This is a genomic window from Rheinheimera tangshanensis (genome assembly GCF_014645135.1).
GTDB classification, from domain to species: Bacteria; Pseudomonadota; Gammaproteobacteria; order Enterobacterales; family Alteromonadaceae; genus Pararheinheimera; species Pararheinheimera tangshanensis.
This window is the reverse complement of sequence record NZ_BMLH01000003.1, coordinates 156205-173822: the sequence shown is the minus strand read 5'-3', so window position 1 is coordinate 173822 and position 17618 is coordinate 156205. Positions and strand designations below refer to the sequence as shown.

The 17618-nt window shown below is 46.3% G+C and carries 22 protein-coding genes; 9 read left to right on the top strand and 13 right to left on the bottom strand.

What is annotated here, in order from left to right:
* Positions 1–23: 23 nt before the first annotated feature.
* The 7 genes from nusB to glyA form a co-directional block, all read right to left on the bottom strand.
* A complete protein-coding gene (gene nusB, locus IEW88_RS08055) occupies positions 24–437 on the bottom strand; it encodes a transcription antitermination factor NusB (RefSeq protein WP_046520722.1) in 414 nt (137 codons plus the stop codon).
* A gap of 9 nt (positions 438–446) precedes the next feature.
* Entirely contained in the window at positions 447–911 is a 465-nt protein-coding gene (gene ribH, locus IEW88_RS08050) for a 6,7-dimethyl-8-ribityllumazine synthase (RefSeq protein WP_053423615.1), read from the bottom strand.
* 129 nt (positions 912–1040) lie between these two features.
* On the bottom strand, positions 1041–2150 hold the full coding sequence (ribBA, locus tag IEW88_RS08045) for a bifunctional 3,4-dihydroxy-2-butanone-4-phosphate synthase/GTP cyclohydrolase II (RefSeq protein WP_147903792.1): 1110 nt from the start codon (positions 2148–2150) through the stop codon (positions 1041–1043).
* Between the two features lie 30 nt (positions 2151–2180).
* The gene (locus tag IEW88_RS08040; RefSeq protein WP_147903793.1) at positions 2181–2831 is read right to left on the bottom strand and encodes a riboflavin synthase; all 651 of its coding nucleotides are present in this window, start codon (positions 2829–2831) and stop codon (positions 2181–2183) included.
* A complete protein-coding gene (gene ribD / locus IEW88_RS08035) occupies positions 2816–3940 on the bottom strand; it encodes a bifunctional diaminohydroxyphosphoribosylaminopyrimidine deaminase/5-amino-6-(5-phosphoribosylamino)uracil reductase RibD (protein ID WP_147903794.1) in 1125 nt (374 codons plus the stop codon). The genes IEW88_RS08040 and ribD overlap by 16 nt, the downstream gene beginning before the upstream one ends.
* Positions 3941–4393, bottom strand: coding sequence for a transcriptional regulator NrdR (gene nrdR, locus IEW88_RS08030; protein WP_147903795.1), 453 nt, complete (start codon positions 4391–4393; stop codon positions 3941–3943).
* 75 nt (positions 4394–4468) lie between these two features.
* Positions 4469–5722: a serine hydroxymethyltransferase gene (gene glyA / locus IEW88_RS08025; RefSeq protein WP_147903796.1), complete on the bottom strand. Its 1254-nt coding sequence runs from the start codon at positions 5720–5722 to the stop codon at positions 4469–4471.
* Positions 5723–5957: 235 nt separating this feature from the next.
* Between glyA and dinB the strand changes: the two genes are divergently transcribed.
* The gene (dinB, locus tag IEW88_RS08020) at positions 5958–7010 is read left to right on the top strand and encodes a DNA polymerase IV (RefSeq protein WP_147903797.1); all 1053 of its coding nucleotides are present in this window, start codon (positions 5958–5960) and stop codon (positions 7008–7010) included.
* A 126-nt stretch (positions 7011–7136) separates the two neighbouring features.
* On the opposite strand, the gene IEW88_RS08015 is transcribed toward dinB, so the two are convergent.
* Together IEW88_RS08015 and IEW88_RS08010 are read right to left on the bottom strand one after the other, a co-directional pair.
* Entirely contained in the window at positions 7137–7349 is a 213-nt protein-coding gene (locus IEW88_RS08015; protein WP_008898286.1) for a cold-shock protein, read from the bottom strand.
* A 289-nt stretch (positions 7350–7638) separates the two neighbouring features.
* Complete coding sequence (locus IEW88_RS08010) at positions 7639–8955, bottom strand: DEAD/DEAH box helicase (RefSeq protein WP_053423621.1); 1317 nt, start codon at positions 8953–8955, stop codon at positions 7639–7641.
* A 138-nt stretch (positions 8956–9093) separates the two neighbouring features.
* Between IEW88_RS08010 and IEW88_RS08005 the strand changes: the two genes are divergently transcribed.
* From IEW88_RS08005 to IEW88_RS07985, 5 genes are read left to right on the top strand one after another with little or no spacing between them, the layout of a single operon-like run.
* The gene (locus IEW88_RS08005) at positions 9094–9636 is read left to right on the top strand and encodes a DUF2058 domain-containing protein (protein ID WP_147903798.1); all 543 of its coding nucleotides are present in this window, start codon (positions 9094–9096) and stop codon (positions 9634–9636) included.
* Positions 9630–10058 carry an alternative ribosome rescue aminoacyl-tRNA hydrolase ArfB gene (gene arfB, locus IEW88_RS08000; protein ID WP_147903799.1) on the top strand — a complete coding sequence of 143 codons (429 nt, stop codon included), beginning with the start codon at positions 9630–9632 and terminating at the stop codon, positions 10056–10058. The genes IEW88_RS08005 and arfB overlap by 7 nt, the downstream gene beginning before the upstream one ends.
* Before the next feature lie 15 nt (positions 10059–10073).
* Complete coding sequence (locus tag IEW88_RS07995; protein ID WP_053423624.1) at positions 10074–10934, top strand: TraB/GumN family protein; 861 nt, start codon at positions 10074–10076, stop codon at positions 10932–10934.
* Complete coding sequence (locus IEW88_RS07990) at positions 10931–11449, top strand: GNAT family N-acetyltransferase (protein ID WP_053423625.1); 519 nt, start codon at positions 10931–10933, stop codon at positions 11447–11449. Before IEW88_RS07995 ends, IEW88_RS07990 begins: the two co-directional genes overlap by 4 nt.
* On the top strand, positions 11433–11888 hold the full coding sequence (locus tag IEW88_RS07985) for a YaiI/YqxD family protein (RefSeq protein ID WP_053423626.1): 456 nt from the start codon (positions 11433–11435) through the stop codon (positions 11886–11888). Before IEW88_RS07990 ends, IEW88_RS07985 begins: the two co-directional genes overlap by 17 nt.
* Here the strand turns inward: IEW88_RS07985 and IEW88_RS07980 are convergent.
* Positions 11885–12625 (bottom strand): class I SAM-dependent methyltransferase, encoded by a 741-nt coding sequence (locus IEW88_RS07980; protein ID WP_147903800.1) that lies wholly within the window; start codon positions 12623–12625, stop codon positions 11885–11887. The two genes, IEW88_RS07985 and IEW88_RS07980, sit on opposite strands and share 4 nt — an antisense overlap.
* A gap of 45 nt (positions 12626–12670) precedes the next feature.
* Here IEW88_RS07980 and gloB point away from each other — a divergent pair, with 45 nt between their 5' ends.
* The 3 genes from gloB (at position 12671) to IEW88_RS07965 (ending at position 15594) form a co-directional block, all read left to right on the top strand.
* On the top strand, positions 12671–13426 hold the full coding sequence (gloB, locus tag IEW88_RS07975) for a hydroxyacylglutathione hydrolase (protein ID WP_147903801.1): 756 nt from the start codon (positions 12671–12673) through the stop codon (positions 13424–13426).
* Positions 13427–13493: 67 nt separating this feature from the next.
* Positions 13494–15071, top strand: coding sequence for a LysM peptidoglycan-binding domain-containing protein (locus IEW88_RS07970; RefSeq protein ID WP_147903802.1), 1578 nt, complete (start codon positions 13494–13496; stop codon positions 15069–15071).
* 34 nt (positions 15072–15105) lie between these two features.
* Complete coding sequence (locus IEW88_RS07965) at positions 15106–15594, top strand: hypothetical protein (protein ID WP_147903803.1); 489 nt, start codon at positions 15106–15108, stop codon at positions 15592–15594.
* A gap of 17 nt (positions 15595–15611) precedes the next feature.
* On the opposite strand, the gene IEW88_RS07960 is transcribed toward IEW88_RS07965, so the two are convergent.
* The 3 genes from IEW88_RS07960 to IEW88_RS07950 all read right to left on the bottom strand — a co-directional run bounded on the left by IEW88_RS07960 (position 15612) and on the right by IEW88_RS07950 (position 17613).
* Positions 15612–15815: a hypothetical protein gene (locus IEW88_RS07960; RefSeq protein ID WP_147903804.1), complete on the bottom strand. Its 204-nt coding sequence runs from the start codon at positions 15813–15815 to the stop codon at positions 15612–15614.
* 60 nt (positions 15816–15875) lie between these two features.
* Positions 15876–16517 carry a maleylacetoacetate isomerase gene (gene maiA, locus IEW88_RS07955; RefSeq protein ID WP_308936423.1) on the bottom strand — a complete coding sequence of 214 codons (642 nt, stop codon included), beginning with the start codon at positions 16515–16517 and terminating at the stop codon, positions 15876–15878.
* Between the two features lie 79 nt (positions 16518–16596).
* Positions 16597–17613: a fumarylacetoacetate hydrolase family protein gene (locus tag IEW88_RS07950; RefSeq protein WP_147903805.1), complete on the bottom strand. Its 1017-nt coding sequence runs from the start codon at positions 17611–17613 to the stop codon at positions 16597–16599.
* Positions 17614–17618 lie beyond the last annotated feature (5 nt).

Genomic DNA, 17618 nt, shown 5'->3' with positions numbered 1-17618 from the left:
GACTTACGCCGGCTCTCCATTTTTTATTCGGTTCGCAGGCGTTTGACGGCTTTATCAAGTATGCCGTTAACAAACTTGTGACTGTCATCGGCAGCAAAGGCTTTTGCCAGTTCGATGGCTTCGTTGATCACCACCTTGTAAGGCACATCCAGACGGTATTTCAGCTCATAGGCTGATACTCGTAATATGGCTTTTTCGACCAGATCAATTTCTTCAAATGGACGATCTAAAAACGGCTTTACTGCTTCATCCAATACAGGATGATTCACAGCCACACCACGTAAAATATCCTGGAAATAGCCCACGTCCAGATGTTTGGTGTTCTGTTCCAGCAATAACTGCTGTTCAATATCACCCACAGGGTTCTTGCTGACTTGCCAGCTATAAACTCCCTGAACGGCTAAAGAACGGGCTAAACGACGCGCATTAGGTTTCATCAACAAATCCTACAACTGAGAGAGAACGTTTACCATTTCTAAAGCAGACATAGCGGCTTCACCACCTTTATTGCCCATTTTAGTGCCGGCACGCTCTACGGCTTGTTCAATACTGTCCACCGTTAACACACCAAAAGCAACAGGAACACTGTGCTGCATCATGACCTGAGCCAGGCCCTTGGTGCACTCGCCAGCTACATATTCAAAATGCGGTGTACCACCACGGATCACGGCACCTAAAGCGATGATCGCGTCATACTTACCACTGGCTGCAACTTTTTGTACAGCTAATGGCATTTCAAAAGCGCCAGGGATACGAACCACAGTGATGTCTTGATCAGCGACGTCACCAACACGTTTTAAGGTATCTACAGCACCGTCTAATAAACTTTCGACAATAAAGCTGTTGAATCTGGCCACAACGATGGCAAATTTTTTACCTTTAGCGGTTAAGCCTGCTTCAATCACCTGCATTGGAGATCCTTATTGCAATTTAGCTGCAAAAAAATGGTTTTAAACACCAGAATTCAAAAAAACGGGCGCCATGATAACACAAGATAGCCCGTCCCCTGCTACTGTTTCTGTAGCAGTTGTTACAGAGTCTTATTCAGACACATAGTCCACGACTTCCAGACCAAAACCTGAGAGCGCGTGGTATTTTTTCGGCGCGCTTAATAAACGCATTTTTTTTACGCCTAAACTGGCAAGAATTTGGGAGCCAACACCGACGTTACGGGACGTACCTTTCCATAGTTCAGTTTTGGCTTTTTCACCTTTATCTTCGGCTTCAAAATTTTGCACCATCTGCACCAGTTCAGCACTGCTTTCATTTTTACCTAACAGCACCAGCACACCCCCCTCGGCAGCGATGCGCTTCATTGCACAGTGCAACGAGAAGCTACGATTGGCGCCACGGTCGGATAACAACAAATCACTGAACGTATTGTGTAAGTGCACACGAACTAACGTTGGCTGCTCAGCTTCAACTGGACCTTTGATTAAAGCAAAATGAATTTGATTGTCGATGGTGTCACGGAAGGTGACTAAATTGAATTCACCAAATTCAGTGGGTAACTGACAGCTGGCGACTTGTTCAATAGTGGTTTCATGTAAGTTACGATATTCAATTAAATCAGCGATAGTGCCAATTTTAATACCGTGTTTTTGCGCAAAAATTTCTAAGTCAGGACGACGCGCCATAGTGCCGTCTTCATTTAAAATCTCAACAATCATAGCCGCTGGTTCTAAACCCGCCATTCGCGCTAAATCACAACCCGCTTCGGTATGACCGGCACGCACTAAGACACCGCCGTCCTGAGCCATTAAAGGGAAAATATGGCCAGGGTAGACAATATCTGTTGGTTTGGCATCACGGGCCACTGCAGCTTTCACAGTGCGGGCACGGTCAGCTGCTGAAATACCTGTAGTGACACCTTCAGCCGCCTCAATAGATAAAGTGAAAGCGGTCGAAAATGGTGATAAGTTTTTGTCTACCATCAGAGGCAGCTTTAATTGCTCACAGCGCTTTTTCGTCAAGGTTAAACAAATTAAACCGCGGCCATAAGTGGCCATAAAATTCACTGCATCGGGTGTGACGTATTCGGCCGCCATCACTAGATCGCCTTCGTTTTCGCGGTCTTCGTCATCCATCAGAATAACCATCTTACCCTGACGAATATCTTCAATAATTTCTGCTGGTGTATTCAGTTGCATACTTCACCTCAGGCCCCGGGCCTTACTGCGTTATAAAAAACCACGTTGTTGCAATAAATCCATAGTCACGCCTTTACTGCCAGTCCCTTCGCGGCCTTGCAGTAAACGTTCTAAATAACGCGCTATTAAATCCACTTCCAGATGCACTTGACTGCCGACTTTCAGGCTCATCAAAGTAGTTTCCCGTGCCGTATGAGGCACTATGGTTAAACGAAAAGCACTGGAACTTAGTTCGTTGACGGTCAGGCTGATGCCATCCACAGTGATAGAGCCTTTTTCCGCTATGTAATGTGCTAAGTCTTTTGGCATTTTTATCCAGACTTGCCAGGCTTCGCCAAACTTTTCAATTTTTTCAACACTGCTGATACCATCGACATGGCCGCTGACCAGATGACCACCTAAGCGCCCAGTGGAGAGCAAGGCTTTTTCCAGGTTCAGTAACTGCCCAGCTTTGTACTGGCCAAACAAAGTCCGTTTAACGGTTTCGCCTGACACATCGGCAGTAAAACTTTTGCCATGTAGCGAGGTTACGGTCAAACACACGCCATTACTGGCAATACTGTCGCCCAATTTCACATCAGTAAAATCCAGACTGTCTGATTCAATAGTCAGCTTTAAATCAACACCTGACGCTTTAATAGCGCTGATTTTCCCCGTAGCTTCGATTATTCCGGTAAACATGGCTCTAACCTTGCTGTTAATTTTAAATCAGGCCCCAGTCTCTCAACTGAAGTCCATACAAAATGTTGAGCCTGACAAAGCTCACTGTAATTTGGTAACTGCAGCATGGCCTTGGCTTTATCCCCCAGAAGCACAGGCGCCTGGTAGATAATCAGTTCATCCACTAACCCCGCCTGCCACAAAGAACCAGCGAGCACAGCGCCGGCTTCTACCCACAAATCATTGATATTTTCTGATGCTAAAACAGGCATTAATTCGCTTAAATTCAGCCCCAACTCATCCGCATCCACAGCAATAAAACGCACCTGCGGGTTCTCAAATCTGGGTTTATAGTGCTTATCATGCACCAGCACTATGGGGCCATTTTGCGAAAATAAAAGCTCCCGACCTGTTAATTTAAGGCTGCGGTCTAAAATGACCCGAATGGGCTGACGTACAGAGCCATCCTCCAGTCTGGAGATCGCAAGCCCTTCAGGCCGAACCGTTAAACGGGCATTGTCCGCTAGCACAGTAGTAGCAGTCGACAAAATGGCATGAGCTTGTGCTCGCATCAGCTGCACATCAGAGCGGGACTCTGGAGAGCTGATCCACTGACTCTTACCATTAGCAAGGGCAATACGTCCGTCCAGACTGGTGGCAAGTTTAAGTCGGATATAAGGTTTTTGCCGCTCCATCCTGCTTAAAAAGCCTGGATTTAATGCACGGGCTTGCTCTTCTAATAGACCAACCTGCACTTCAATGCCTGCATCTTGCAGAATTTGAATACCACGCCCAGCCACTAAAGGATTAGGGTCAAGCATCGCCACTACCACTTTTTTTACGCCAGCGTTGACCAGAGCTAAAGCACAAGGACCAGTGCGGCCATAATGACTACAAGGCTCTAAGGTGACATAACAGGTTGCACCTGAAGCGAGATGCTCTGCCTGACGCAAGGCGAATACTTCAGCATGGGGCCCACCAGCCTGACGATGGTAACCTTCACCGACTATCTCGCCATCCCGGACTATGACGGAGCCGACATTAGGATTAGGCGCAGTGGTAAAACGCCCCTGGGCAGCAAGCTCTATCGCGCGCGCCATATAGTGCTTATCAAGTTCGGAAAAGCTCACTTAGTCATCTCCAAGCCGGGCAATTTCTTCGCCAAACTCACGGATATCTTTAAAGGAGCGGTAGACGGATGCAAAACGCACGTACGCCACTTTATCCAGTTTCACCAGCTCATCCATAATCAACGTACCCAGCATTTGGCTTGGCACTTCGCGCTCGCCCGTGGCGCGTAATAAGCTTTCCACTTTGCTGATCAGAGATTCAATCTGCTCTGTAGGGACTGGGCGTTTTTCCAGCGCACGCATCACGCCACTGCGAAGCTTCGCCTCGTTATAAGGCTCGCGGGAACCATCACGTTTTACGATACGAGGCATCACCAACTCTGCAGCTTCAAAGGTGGTAAAACGCTCATGGCAGGCGCCACATTCACGTCTTCTTTTTACTTGAGACCCCTCCGCCACTAAACGGGAGTCAATCACTTTGGTATCGTCGGCACGACAAAAAGGACAAAACACGGAATTTCTCCGAAAAAAATGGCCGCATTAGGCGGCCATCATAACACTCTATCTTTGCTCAGTCATAGCGGGCAATCAGGCATAAACAGGTAAACGGCGACAAACCTCTGACACCTGCGCACGCACTTTGTCGATGACGCCAGCGTCACCGCGGCTGTCCAGCACGTCACAGATCAGGCTAGCCACTAAACGAGCTTCAGCTTCTTTAAAACCACGACGGGTAATAGCCGGAGTACCGATACGTAAACCACTGGTGACAAATGGAGAGCGCGGGTCGTTTGGCACTGAGTTTTTGTTCACTGTGATATGAGCCTGCCCCAACCAAGCGTCCGCTTCTTTCCCGGTGATGTCTTTGTCGATTAAATCCATCAGGAATAAGTGGTTTTGCGTGCCGCCAGACACAATTTTATAGCCACGTTTGATCATTTCATCGCACATAGCCACAGCGTTTTTCAGCACTTGTTGCTGATACACTTTAAACTCTGGTTGCAATGCTTCTTTGAACGCTACTGCTTTTGCCGCAATGACGTGCATCAAAGGACCGCCCTGACCACCAGGGAAAACGGCAGAGTTGAGTTTCTTTTCGATCTCTTCGTTTTTACGCGCCAGAATTAAACCACCACGCGGACCAGCTAAGGTTTTATGTGTCGTGGTAGTGACTACATCAGCCACAGGCACTGGGTTTGGATACAAGCCAGCCGCCACTAAACCTGCCACATGAGCCATATCGACCATCAGGTAAGCGCCCACTTTGTCGGCGATTTCACGGAATTTCTGCCAGTCGATAATGCCTGAATAGGCTGAGAAACCAGCGATAATCAGTTTAGGTTTGTGTTCCAAAGCTAAAGCTTCAGCCTGAGCATAATCAATCACACCGGTTTCAGGGTGCAGGCCGTATTGCACAGCTTTGTACAACTTACCTGAAGAGCTTACCGTAGCACCGTGAGTTAAGTGACCACCGTGCGCCAGGCTCATACCTAAAATGGTGTCGCCTGCGTTTAATAAAGCTAAAAATACCGCTGAGTTCGCCTGCGAACCTGAGTGCGGTTGCACGTTTGCGTAATCGGCACCAAACAATTCCTTCGCACGGGCGATAGCTAAATCTTCAGCCACGTCCACGTACTCACAACCACCGTAATAACGTTTATGCGGGTAACCTTCAGCATATTTGTTCGTTAACTGAGAACCCTGAGCCTGCAATACACGTGGGCTGGCATAGTTTTCAGAAGCGATCAGCTCAATGTGATCTTCCTGACGTTGGGTTTCGTTGGTAATGGATTGCCATAATTCCGGATCAAAATCGGCAATGTTCATTTCGCGCTTTAACATGCTTGCTCCCAGGTGGCCAAAAGGGCCAGGCTATTTACAAAAAAACTGCGCTGTATTCTACATGGAATCCGTCAAAGATGCAGCTATAAAGTAGCCGTCTAAACTTCTAAAACCAAGTTTCAGATGGGTGGTCGGTGGAGTAACAGTATCAACTGTAAATAAAACCAGTATCTGGCTTTACAAAAAGCCAAAACTGGTCAATTATACAACTGTATAAACCAACAGTGCTTTGTAAATGAAAAAAATCATTCATATCGACATGGACTGTTTCTTCGCTGCAGTAGAGATGCGGGACAGACCCGACTGGCGCACTATTCCGTTAGCTATAGGTGGCAGTCGCACTGAACGGGGTGTAATCAGTACCTGTAACTACCCTGCCCGGATCTATGGCGTGCGCTCCGCCATGCCGACAGGTCAGGCTTTAAAGCTCTGCCCTCACCTATTGTTATTACCTGGCAATATGGAAAAATACAAAGCAGCCAGCCTACAAATTCAGGCTATTTTTCATCGCTACACCGACAAAGTGGAGCCTTTATCCTTAGATGAAGCCTACTTAGATGTCAGCGACAGTAGTTTATTTTCAGGCAGCGCGACACTTATCGCTGAAGATATTCGTCGGGTTATTTTTGCCGAAACAGGCCTAACAGCGTCTGCTGGTGTAGCGCCGAATAAATTCCTCGCCAAAATCGCCAGTGATGAAAACAAACCTGATGGTTTATTTGTCTTACCGCCCGAAAAAGTCAGCGACTTCGTAAAATTCCTGCCTTTACATAAAATCCCTGGTGTTGGCAAAAAAACTGCTGAACGACTGGCAACTTTAGGTTTTTACAAATGCGTTGATATCCAAAATGCGCCTTTGCATACACTGGTTAAACACTTTGGAAGTTTTGCTGAAACCTTGATAGAACGTAGTTTTGGCCGCGATAGCCGTGATGTGCAGAACGATTACCCGCGTAAATCTGTTGCTGTTGAACACACTTATACTGAAGATCTACCGGATCTGAATGCAGGCCAACAAAGTTTATCTGAACTGTTACCTAAACTTCGACGTCGTATTGAACGCTGTGAAGCTAGTGCTTATATTCAAAAAATTGGTATTAAACTAAAATTTGCCGATTTTCAGCAAACGACTATTGAGAAACAACAACCCGAATTAGATATGGCCAGTTTAAAACAATTATTAGAGCAAGCATGGCACAGAGGTCAGGGTAAAAAAGTACGGTTGGTGGGTATTCATGTTGGATTAAAGGCGCAGGAAGCTCAGGCTCAGTTGTCACTAGAGCTTTGATATTCAAGTAAAGAAAATCTCATAAATTTATAATTAACTAGTTAAAACAATTGATTGCGGAAGATAATCACTGAATTTCGGATATAAAAAAAGCCAACTTAAAGTTGGCTCTTTTTCAGAAAACTATTAACCGGTAACAGTTACGTTCTCAGCCTGAGGACCTTTTTGGCCTTCAGTAACTTCGAAAGTTACGCGTTGACCTTCAACTAAAGTTCTGCGGCCTGTGCCATTGATAGCGCGGAAATGTACGAATACGTCTTTGCCGCCTTCACGCTCGATGAAACCAAAACCTTTATCTTCGTTGAACCACTTAACGGTACCGGAAATTAATTGTGACATAACATTCTCTTACTTTAACTAAATTTGCCAATTGTTTGGCGACTTAAATATTACCGGCCGTGTTCGAGCTAGTACATATTACGACCCCATTATCAGTGAACCCGACAAAGTGGTCAATAGCTATTACTGATCCGACAGAAAAATAGTTTTTCTGGTTTTGGCCGTTCCAGTTACTCTAAATAATTCTTCAGCCAAAACAATTGCTTGCAATAAAAACTGTCGAACAAATCTACAAAGTAACGACCTGAGTGTAGCACTATTTTCCGAATAAAAAACATACTACTGTAAATTATTTGATCTTTTTCTTTACCGGTGCCATGCCATCATCACCCGCCTGATAAAAATTAGGTTTGGCTGCAGGCTTTGCTTTTTGCGTTGCATCAGTTGATTTTATTTTAGCTTTTTTCACCACGGGCTTAGTTTTCTTCACCGCTTTTGCGGGCGCATGCAGGTCTACACCTTTAAATTTTGCCGGTAAAGACTCCACTTTGAGCATAGGCAAAGGACGACGTAAGAAACTTTCTATGGCACAAAAAGCGACCCAGTCTTTTGGCCCAACCAAAGAAATTGCTATCCCTTTAGCTCCGGCTCTGCCAGTACGACCTATGCGGTGTACATACTCTTCAGCATGTTTTGGTAAATCAAAGTTCACCACATGACTGACCTGCAATAAATCTAAACCGCGGGAAGCGACATCAGTGGTCACTAACACCTGATATTTGTTCGCAGCAAAATTCTGCATCACACTATTGCGCTGGCTTTGAGTGAGTTTGCCACTCAAACCTACAGCAGGGTACCCCATAGAATCACAAAGTTTTGCAAGACGATCGGTATCTTCCCTGGTGGCAGTAAAAATAATCAGCTGACTTACTTGTTCCTGCTTCAATAAATAAGCCAGTAAAGCCTCTTTGTGAGACAGATGGTCGGCAAAATAACAACGCTGCTCAATATCTTCGTGTTGCTGATAAGAAGCCCCGACAGAAACCCGGTGTGGCGACTTTAACAAGGACATTGCCAGCTCATTCACTTCGGCATGATCTAAAGTGGCAGAGAACATCAGAGTTTGGCGTAAGCGGTGATCAGCAGCTTTATTGATTTCATTGAGTTGTGGCATAAAGCCCAGATCCAGCATCCGGTCTGCTTCATCTAAAATCAGCATTTCCAGGCCCTGAATAAAAAATGTTTTGTGCTGCAGGTGATCAATAAAACGACCCGGCGTTGCCACTATGATAGTCGGCTGACGTTTGAGGATTTTTTCCTGCTCATTGAAGTTCTCACCGCCGACTATTAAAGCGCTGGTTAATGGCGTATTGGCGACAAACAAACGTAATTTGGCATAGACCTGATGCGCCAGTTCACGGGTTGGAACCAGAATCAAAGCCCGGGCATCTTGTTTAGATAAAGGTCTGCTGCGCAATAAACGTTGCATCATCGGCAGCAAGTAAGCCAGAGTTTTTCCTGAACCGGTTTGCGAAGAAACCATTAAGTCTTTGCCTGTCATAGCGGCAGGCACAGCCTCCTGCTGAATTGGCGTTGGTTTCGCAAAGCCAAGATGCTGGATAGAACGGACTAAACGAGGGTCTAACGCAAGATCGTGAAATAACAAGATAAGGTCCCGGACAAATTCAATATAAGTGCCTTATCATAACGCATTTTTCGCATCGGCAGTTAGTCTGCCCTTCAGCTCTTTGCAGCGCAGCTGTATCATGAAACAATAGCGCCATGAAAGAGACAGGATATTTTTATGAGTAAATCACTGCAGGAACAATTGCTCAAAGCAGGCCTTGGCAACGAGAAAAAGCTAAAAGCGATAAAAAAAGAAAAGCATAAAGAACGAGTGCAAGCAGGCAAAAATGGCACAGTGGTCAATGAAGCCTCAGTGCTTGCCGAGCAAACCAGACAACAGCAATTGCAACGCGATCAGGAGTTAAACCGTCAGCGTAAAGCTGAACAGGATAAAAAAGCACTGGCGGCGCAGGTGAAACAACTGGTTGAACTCAATACCATTGCACACAAAGGGGAAACCGCTTTTAATTTTACCGATGGTAGTCTGGTCAAACGTTTGTATGTCAGCAACCGTATCCATGCAGAATTGACCAAAGGTCAGGCAGCTATCGCCAAGCTGTCTGATCAGTATTATGTGATCCCGGTCAAAGTGGCAGAAAAAATCCAGCAACGTTTGGCAGAGACCATTGTAGTGCTGCATAACACAGGTCAAAGCGCTGAAGTTCAGGCCGAAGACGATCCTTATGCAGCCTATCAGATCCCGGATGATTTGATGTGGTAACTTTAGTTCAGGTCAAACCCGGTCTTGAGCTTGATCTGGATGAGCTGGAATTCAGCTTTATCCGCGCTCAGGGCAGTGGCGGCCAACATGTCAATAAAGTATCGACGGCAGTGCAACTGCGTTTTGATATAGGCCGCAGCAGTTTACCGGAAGAGTTTAAACAAAAACTGCTGCAGTATCCGGATGACCGAATCAGTAAAAGTGGGGTCATTGTCATTAAAGCTCAGGCTCACCGTAGCCAGGATATGAATAAAGAGGATGCAGTAGCGAAATTACTGCAACTACTGCAATCCGCCAGTTTCGAAGCGAAAAAAAGACGCGCCACTAAACCCACTTTTGGTGCGCGCATGGATAGACTCAAAGAGAAAACGCAGCATAAAGAGCGCAAAAAATTGCGCGGCAAAGTAGGCTCTTTTGACTAATCAGAGGTTTCAGTAGTGTTCCGTATTTTTAGCTTTTTTACTTTCGTATTACTCAGCAGTGCTGTATTCGCTGACGGAGTTTGGAAAATCAGCAAAGGCCCTGAGCATTTTTATCTGGCAGGCTCCATTCATTTGCTCAGTACGGACGATTACCCTTTGCCGCCTGAATACCTCAAAGCGCTACACAACAGCGATAGCCTGGTGTTGGAAACCGATTTGGCACAGCTGTCAAGCCCTGCGGGGATACAGCAGATGATTGATTTAAACTCCTACCCTTCAGGCGAAAATCTGCTGCAACAACTATCAGAACCTCTGGCCAGGCAACTGGCCGACTATTGTAAAAAAAATAATATTCCGCTTGAGCAGATCACGCGTTTTAAACCCGCTTTTGCCGCAGTGATGCTGACGACCACTCAGCTTCAGGCTCAAGGGGCAACCGCCCCTGGAGTAGACGCCTACTTGCAGGATGAAGCGAAAAAAGCTGGAAAAAAAGTAACGGGGCTTGAAACTATGCAACAGCATCTGGCCGTGCTGACCGAACTGAATAACAGCGGTGCTGAAACCTTGATTAAAAGTACCATGGAAGATTTAACTGACAGCAGCGAAGACTTTGATGCAATGCGAAAAGCATGGCGCAGTGGTGATTTGCAACAACTTGAGCATTTGTATCTGGATGATTTAAAAAGTTATCCGGCCATCTACCAAAGCTTGATTGTAAAAAGAAACAATGCCTGGGTTAAACAATTAGTGCAGGCTCGTTATCAGACTCCGGTCTTTGTTGTGGTAGGCGCTTTGCATTTGGCGGGCAATGACGGCTTGATTAAGCAGCTTGCACAACAGGGATATCAGATCACAAAAGTACAAGGCAGCTTATGAAACATGCGCCTTATCAACTAAGCCCGGTAACGCCTGAGCAATCGGCTTATCTGCATAACTGGTTTGATTCACAACAGGAGCTGGATCAATGGGGCGGTGAAGGTTTTTCTTTTCCTATCCGCGCTTTACAATTTTTACAGCAATTGTATTTACCAGGAACTCAGAGTTATTGGCTTTATCAACACAGGCAGCGTGTCGCCTTTGGCCAACTCTGCGACCGTTTTGAATGCAACCATCTGGCCCGTTTATTAGTGCATCCGGACAACCGAGGTCAGGGCCATAGCAAAACCTTAATCAAAGGATTAATTGCACAAGGTTTACAGCAGCAACCACTACGGGACTTTTCGTTGTTTGTTTATCGTAAAAACCATATTGCAGTGCAGTGTTACCAGCAGTTAGGTTTTGTTGAAGCTGAACAACCAGGTGTGGCCGATCCCTTGTTGTTTTTTATGAAGTTAAGCCGTAAAGCAGCAAAACAACTGTTAAAGGATCATCAGGATGCCAATCTGGGTTGATGCAGACTCCTGCCCCAAAGTGTTAAAAGAGATGTTATTTAAGGCCGCTGAACGAAAACAGCAGCCTTTGTATCTGGTGGCTAACCACAGCTTGCAAATTCCTCGTAGCCCGTACATCAGAGCTGTGCAGGTAGAGCATGGTTTTGATGTGGCAGACCGCTATATTGAACAGCGTATCAGTTCCGGTGATTTGCTGATCAGCAATGATATTCCGCTGGCCGCAGCTGTTGTGGCCAAAGGCGCACTCTGCATTACCAGCAAAGGCCGCTTACTGACGCCAGATAATATTAGTGACCGGCTGACGATGCGCAATTTGCAGGAAGAGCTACGCAGCAGTGGTGTTCAGCTGTCCGGCCCAGCGCCTCTGGGTCCACAGGACAAGCAACAATTTGCCAATCAGCTGGATCAATGGCTCCAAAAGCAGACCAAAACCAGTTAATCGTGGTAAAGCCCCTGCCGGGCACTGATGCCTTTGACGGAGGTTTGAAAAGCCGGAGTGCGTTGCCATTTAGGCCGGATTGGCGTCAAAGGTAATACTCTCTTACGGGCAACCAGCAAATACGAAGCGCCAAAATAGCCCAGATAAGTCTCACACCACTGTTGCCAACGGCTATCTGGTTTATGTTTACCAAGCAAACTAGACCAAAAAAAACGTTGTTCATACATCACTTCAAAACCAAGTAAATGCAGCCAATCTTTAACCCGGGATGGCGTGAAAAAACGCCCGGCCCAAGGCAACTGCTGCTTCACACCAGGCCAGAGTTTCATCAGTCCGGCACTGCTTAGTGGATTATAACCACTTAACAATAGATAACCATCCGGCATCAGGACACGATGAGCTTCACGCACTATATGGTGTGGGTCTGGGTAAAACTCCAGACAATGCGATAACAATACCGCATCTATTGACTGTTCTAAAAAAGGCAATGCATCGGGCTCTGCGACCACTGAGGCCTGTTCAGCTTGTTCTGTTAAGTTAATTTGATGTTTGATAGCGCAGGCTGAAGTATCTAAGGCACAGCTTAAACTGCCCACTTTCAAGAGATGGTAGCCAAATATTTTCGGCCACCACTGGCTCAATTGCCCTTCTATGGCTTTGGCCATCAGTTCCCCTTGCGGCAATTGCTGCCACTGTTTGGGAACTACTGTACTGTGGTAACTTAACGCAGGTTTCATCCGGTACACTATACCTTATCAGAACGTTAGCCATGGGTATTCATTATGCAAGACATCACCGCCATAGCGGCTTTTAAGGATAACTATATTTGGTGCCTGCGCCAAGCGAAGTTGGCGCTGGTGGTCGATCCCGGTGACGCTGCAGTGGTGCAACAGCATTTACAGCAGCATCAATTACAGCTCGCTGTGATCCTGATCACCCACCATCATCCGGATCATACTGGAGGCATCCTGGCACTAAAACAACTCTGGCCGGATGCTGTAGTCTATGCACCGGCTTTAGAACAAAACAAAATCTCTTATGCAGACCATTGGTTAGAGGACAATGAACAACTTGAGCTGACTGATTTCAATTTAACTTTTCAGGTCATGCAACTTCCTGGTCACACTTTGGGTCATATCGCCTACTATTCAGCGCCCATTCTGTTTTGTGGTGATACGTTGTTTAACGCAGGTTGTGGTCGTTTGTTTGAAGGCACAGCAACTCAGATGTGGCAAAGTTTGTCACGTATTCTGGCCTTGCCTGATCAAACATTAATCTACGCCACACACGAATATACCCTGGCCAATCTGGAGTTCGCCCTTTGGGCAGATCCGGATAATCAAACATTGGCCAGCTATCAACATTGGTGTCAACAGCAACGAGCAAAGCAGCAACCTACGCTGCCTACTCCCCTTGCTGTGCAACGACAAATCAATCCCTTTTTAAGGACTGGAGATGTCGGGTTGCAACACCGCTGGCAACAACATAATGCCGTGGATCTGTTCACTGCATTACGATCCGCCAAAGATCGATTTTGATCCCTAACCTTGCTTTTGAAGGCTGAGCAGGTAACATAAGGCGGATTTTTTATTTTGGGAAAAGCGAATGCTGAAAAAATTATCTGTCGCGGTAGCGGCTGCACTGCTGGCCAGTTGTGCCGTTCCAACCCAACAGGATAAAACAGCAGGCTCTGCTGACGGGCAGTATGAAAGCAAAGATGCTCCTATTCAGGATAAAGCAGCGTCGGCTCAGCAAGTCGCCAATGCCTTGTTGAAACATAACTCACCGTTGCAACCCGACGCTAAGTTAGCTCAGTACGATAATTTGTGGCAACGTATTGCTGATCAAATGACATTAACAGTGCCGTACAATGACGATATAGAAAGCCAAAAGCGTTTTTTTATCCGCAATCAAAAGCTGCTGAAAACAGCCTCTGATAACGCAGCTCCTTTTTTATATCACATAGTCACTGAGCTGGAGCGGCGCAATATGCCGCTTGAATTAGCACTGCTGCCTATAGTCGAAAGTACTTATAATCCTAAAGCAGGTTCCTTTTCTGGTGTACTGGGAATTTGGCAATTTAGTTCAGGCACAGGGCGTAACTTTGGCTTGAAGCAAAACGCATGGTATGACGGACGCCGTGACGTGATTGAATCCAGCCGCGCAGCTATGGACTATTTGCAGTATCTGTACAGCAATGTAGAGCAGGACTGGCTCAGCGCTGTCGCCGCTTTTAACGCAGGCGAAGGCCGGGTTTTTAAAGCAATTGAACGTAATAAATACAGAGGAAAACCGACAGATTTCTGGTCTCTGCATTTGCCGAAACAAAATACCAGCTATATCCCCAAATTATTAGCTCTAGCGGAACTGCTGAAAAATGCAGAAAAGTACGCTATCCCTATGCCGATACTTGCCAACCAGCCACAAACTAAAGTGATTCCTATGAACAGGGGGCTGGATTTAAACAAAGCAGCAGACCTGTTAGGTATCAGTGTGGCCGAAATCAGACGACTGAATCCTGGCTTTAAAAGTACCACTGTGCCCAGCGCCAGTTACCAGCTGGTGGTACCTATCGATAGCCCTGACTCCATCGAGCAGCGCCTTGCCGCTTTACCTCAAGTAAAAGTAGCTCCTGTGGCTGCATCAGGCCGTTATAAGGTCAAGTCAGGCGATAGTTTAAGTAAAATTGCTGCAGCTCATAAAACGTCAGTCAAAGCGATACAGCAAGCGAATCAGTTAAGTAATAGCCAGTTAAAAATAGGTCAGCAACTTATTATTCCGGGTCTGTCTCAGATGGCGGAGACTACGAAAGTAGCTCGCTCAGACAAAGCAGCTCATCCCACGAGCTCTGGAGCTCAAAGCTACAGGGTCAAAAGTGGAGATAATTTATGGGAAATAGGCCAAAAACTCAAAGTCAGCACTGAACAACTGACGAAATGGAATAAGCTCACGGCCAAAACACAGCTCAAGCCCGGTCAGACCTTGACTTACTATACAAAACCCGTGGAAAAATCGGCGTCTGCAGCTAAAAGTATGACGTATGAAGTCAAATCAGGAGACTCGTTGGCCAGCATAGCCCAACGATTTAAAGTAAAAGTTGCTGATATTGTCAGATGGAATAATATTAAAGCAAATAAGTACTTACAACCTGGACAGCAATTGACTTTGTATCTGGCGAGTTGACAGACTAGGGTCGTAAATAGGGTTGAGGTGTTGCATGGTTAAATCTGGCCTGTCGTTAATCTTGTTGCTATGGGCTCCAGTATCCTGGGCCTATTTTACTCTGCCAGGGCATGGTCAGTTGGTGTTACTGGATGGCAGCAAACAAAGTCTGCACTTTGGCTTTGCTTTTACTCAGAAAAATGGCACCGAAGTATTTCAAGCCGGAGTTCAGGAAGTCGAAGTCGCTGAGTTACCGGATAAATATACCCTGGCTCTGGTTCTGCATCAGGAAGAACAAATTTGGGTGACGGATTGGCTCAATCAACCTTTGCAGGGCTTTGAATGGACCTTGGGTAAACACAGCTTTAAACTAACTAAAAACACCGATCCTAAATATAAAGAAAAGGCTCGTGGTGGTTATGTGCTGATGTTTGACAATACGGCCTATTTTTTTCATAAAAATATGGCGCAAATTAAATTTTACTTTACGAAAGACGGCGTCAGCGAAGTGCGGATTGAAGGTATGTATACCCCTGGCCGCTAGGCCCGCAATAGCTGAGGCTAATCCTCTTTTTGCAATTGCAAAGCTGGAACTATCCCCCACAACAGACACAGTGTGGGGGCCATCCAATGAAACCACCAGTGCCAATCCATAGTACGGCCCTGTGTGAGCAGATAGAAACTCAGTAGCACCTGAGTCAGCAACCCCAAAGTCCCTATATAAAATAGCACTGCATTGACAGGTTTTTTAGGCAGTTTCATCATACTACGCTCTCCCACTACATCGATAATCGCAGAGTAACAAAAACAGTCAAACGAGGCGACTTAAACTGCGTCCACTTGCTGCTCAGGAGCGGCTTTTTGAAAGGCTTCCAGCTGATTACAACGCTGATAAATGGCAGTGATCAGAGGATAATCCGTCATCTGTAATTGAAAACGTAAGGCGTTATAGACTTGTGGTACTAAACACAGATCCGCGACTGTCACTGTATCACCAAAACAATAACATCCTGCCGTTAACTGCAATCGTTTCTCCAGAGCAATAAAACCCACCGCCAGCCAGTGTTTTATCCACTGCATTTTTTGTGCTTCAGACAAAGCCAAAGGCCCTGTCAGGTACTGCAACACACGTAAGTTGTTCAAAGGGTGAATATCGCAGGCGATATCTAATGCAAAAGCCATCACTGCCGCTTTTTGCGCTGGTTCTTCCGGATACAAAGGCGCTTGCGGGTAACTGTCTTCCAGATACTGAATAATGGCCAAAGATTGATTCAGACTCAACTCACCTTCTTCAAGCGTAGGTACCAGTTCTGATGGATTAAGCAACTGATAACCAGCACTGTGTTGCTCTCCGCCATTATTAACCAGGTGGACAGGGCAATGCTCGACCTGCAGCCCTTTTAAATTCAGTGCAATACGCACTCTGTAGGCGGCGCTTGAGCGCCAGTAACCGTGTAATTTCATCATCTCAGTCCTTGTAACACAGATACAAAAAAGCCAGTCGTCCCATTCAGGTCAAACGACTGGCCTTATCAATCTACCCTCATTAAGCTCGGTATTTCACTACGTTTTGCTCTATAGCACCAAAGATGGATTGGCCGCTTTTATCCAGCATTTCAATCCGGATGCTGTCACCAAACTTCATAAAAGAAGTTTTAGGTGCGCCATCGCGGATAGTTTCAATCATACGGATTTCAGCGATACAGCTGTAACCTAAGCCCCCTTCATCAATAGAAGTGCCGTAGTCAGTGCCTTGTTTATTCGACACTGTGCCAGAACCAATCACAGCACCCGCACCTAAATTACGGGTTTTCGCCGCATGAGCCACTAACTGACCAAAATCAAAAGTCATATCGACACCGGCATTGGGTTTGCCAAACAGCTTACCGTTTAAATGCGAGACTAAAGGTAAATGTAATTTCGCATCCTGCCAGTCTGCGCCTAATTCATCCGGTGTCACAGCCACAGGGCTAAACGCAGACGCAGGTTTTGATTGAAAGAAACCAAAGCCTTTGGCCAGTTCATTTGGAATTAACCCCCGTAACGATACGTCGTTCACCAGCATCACCAGACGGATTTTATGCCGTGCCTCTTCTGCGCTGACCGCCATAGGCACGTCATCAGTGATCACGGCGACTTCGCTTTCAAAATCAATGCCATAGTCTTCGCTGACGACTTCAATCTGATCGCGTGGGCCAATAAAATCATCTGAGCCGCCCTGATACATCAAAGGATCAGTCCAGAAACTCGGCGGCATTTCCGAGTTACGGGCACGGCGTACCAGCTCAACATGATTAACATAAGCACTGCCATCGGCCCACTGATAAGCGCGTGGCAATGGGGATTCACACCGCGCTTGATCAAAAGCTTGTTCGCCCTGCACAGAACCACTGTTCAGCGCCTGATAGACTTCTGATAGCTGTGGCGCGGCCACAGACCAGTGATCCAGCGCCTGTTGCATAGTGGTTGCAATAGCAGGCACTGCCATACAACGGGTTAAATCACGGCTGACAACCACGAGCTGGCCATCACGCTGGCCATTTTTCAAACTTGCTAACTTCATTTTTA

Bases quoted from the DNA above. Each gene is read 5' to 3' on its own strand.
- nusB (WP_046520722.1), bottom strand. From the start codon at position 437: ATGAAACCTAATGCGCGTCGTTTAGCCCGTTCTTTAGCCGTTCAGGGA.
- IEW88_RS07980 (WP_147903800.1), bottom strand. From the start codon at position 12,625: ATGAAACCTGCGTTAAGTTACCACAGTACAGTAGTTCCCAAACAGTGG.
- ribH (WP_053423615.1), bottom strand. From the start codon at position 911: ATGCAGGTGATTGAAGCAGGCTTAACCGCTAAAGGTAAAAAATTTGCC.
- IEW88_RS07970 (WP_147903802.1), top strand. From the start codon at position 13,494: ATGCTGAAAAAATTATCTGTCGCGGTAGCGGCTGCACTGCTGGCCAGT.
- IEW88_RS07960 (WP_147903804.1), bottom strand. From the start codon at position 15,815: ATGATGAAACTGCCTAAAAAACCTGTCAATGCAGTGCTATTTTATATA.
- IEW88_RS07990 (WP_053423625.1), top strand. From the start codon at position 10,931: ATGAAACATGCGCCTTATCAACTAAGCCCGGTAACGCCTGAGCAATCG.
- ribBA (WP_147903792.1), bottom strand. From the start codon at position 2,150: ATGCAACTGAATACACCAGCAGAAATTATTGAAGATATTCGTCAGGGT.
- maiA (WP_308936423.1), bottom strand. From the start codon at position 16,517: ATGATGAAATTACACGGTTACTGGCGCTCAAGCGCCGCCTACAGAGTG.
- IEW88_RS07965 (WP_147903803.1), top strand. From the start codon at position 15,106: ATGGTTAAATCTGGCCTGTCGTTAATCTTGTTGCTATGGGCTCCAGTA.
- IEW88_RS08015 (WP_008898286.1), bottom strand. From the start codon at position 7,349: ATGTCACAATTAATTTCCGGTACCGTTAAGTGGTTCAACGAAGATAAA.
- glyA (WP_147903796.1), bottom strand. From the start codon at position 5,722: ATGTTAAAGCGCGAAATGAACATTGCCGATTTTGATCCGGAATTATGG.
- gloB (WP_147903801.1), top strand. From the start codon at position 12,671: ATGCAAGACATCACCGCCATAGCGGCTTTTAAGGATAACTATATTTGG.
- IEW88_RS08040 (WP_147903793.1), bottom strand. From the start codon at position 2,831: ATGTTTACCGGAATAATCGAAGCTACGGGGAAAATCAGCGCTATTAAA.
- IEW88_RS07985 (WP_053423626.1), top strand. From the start codon at position 11,433: ATGCCAATCTGGGTTGATGCAGACTCCTGCCCCAAAGTGTTAAAAGAG.
- IEW88_RS08005 (WP_147903798.1), top strand. From the start codon at position 9,094: ATGAGTAAATCACTGCAGGAACAATTGCTCAAAGCAGGCCTTGGCAAC.
- IEW88_RS07950 (WP_147903805.1), bottom strand. From the start codon at position 17,613: ATGAAGTTAGCAAGTTTGAAAAATGGCCAGCGTGATGGCCAGCTCGTG.
- dinB (WP_147903797.1), top strand. From the start codon at position 5,958: ATGAAAAAAATCATTCATATCGACATGGACTGTTTCTTCGCTGCAGTA.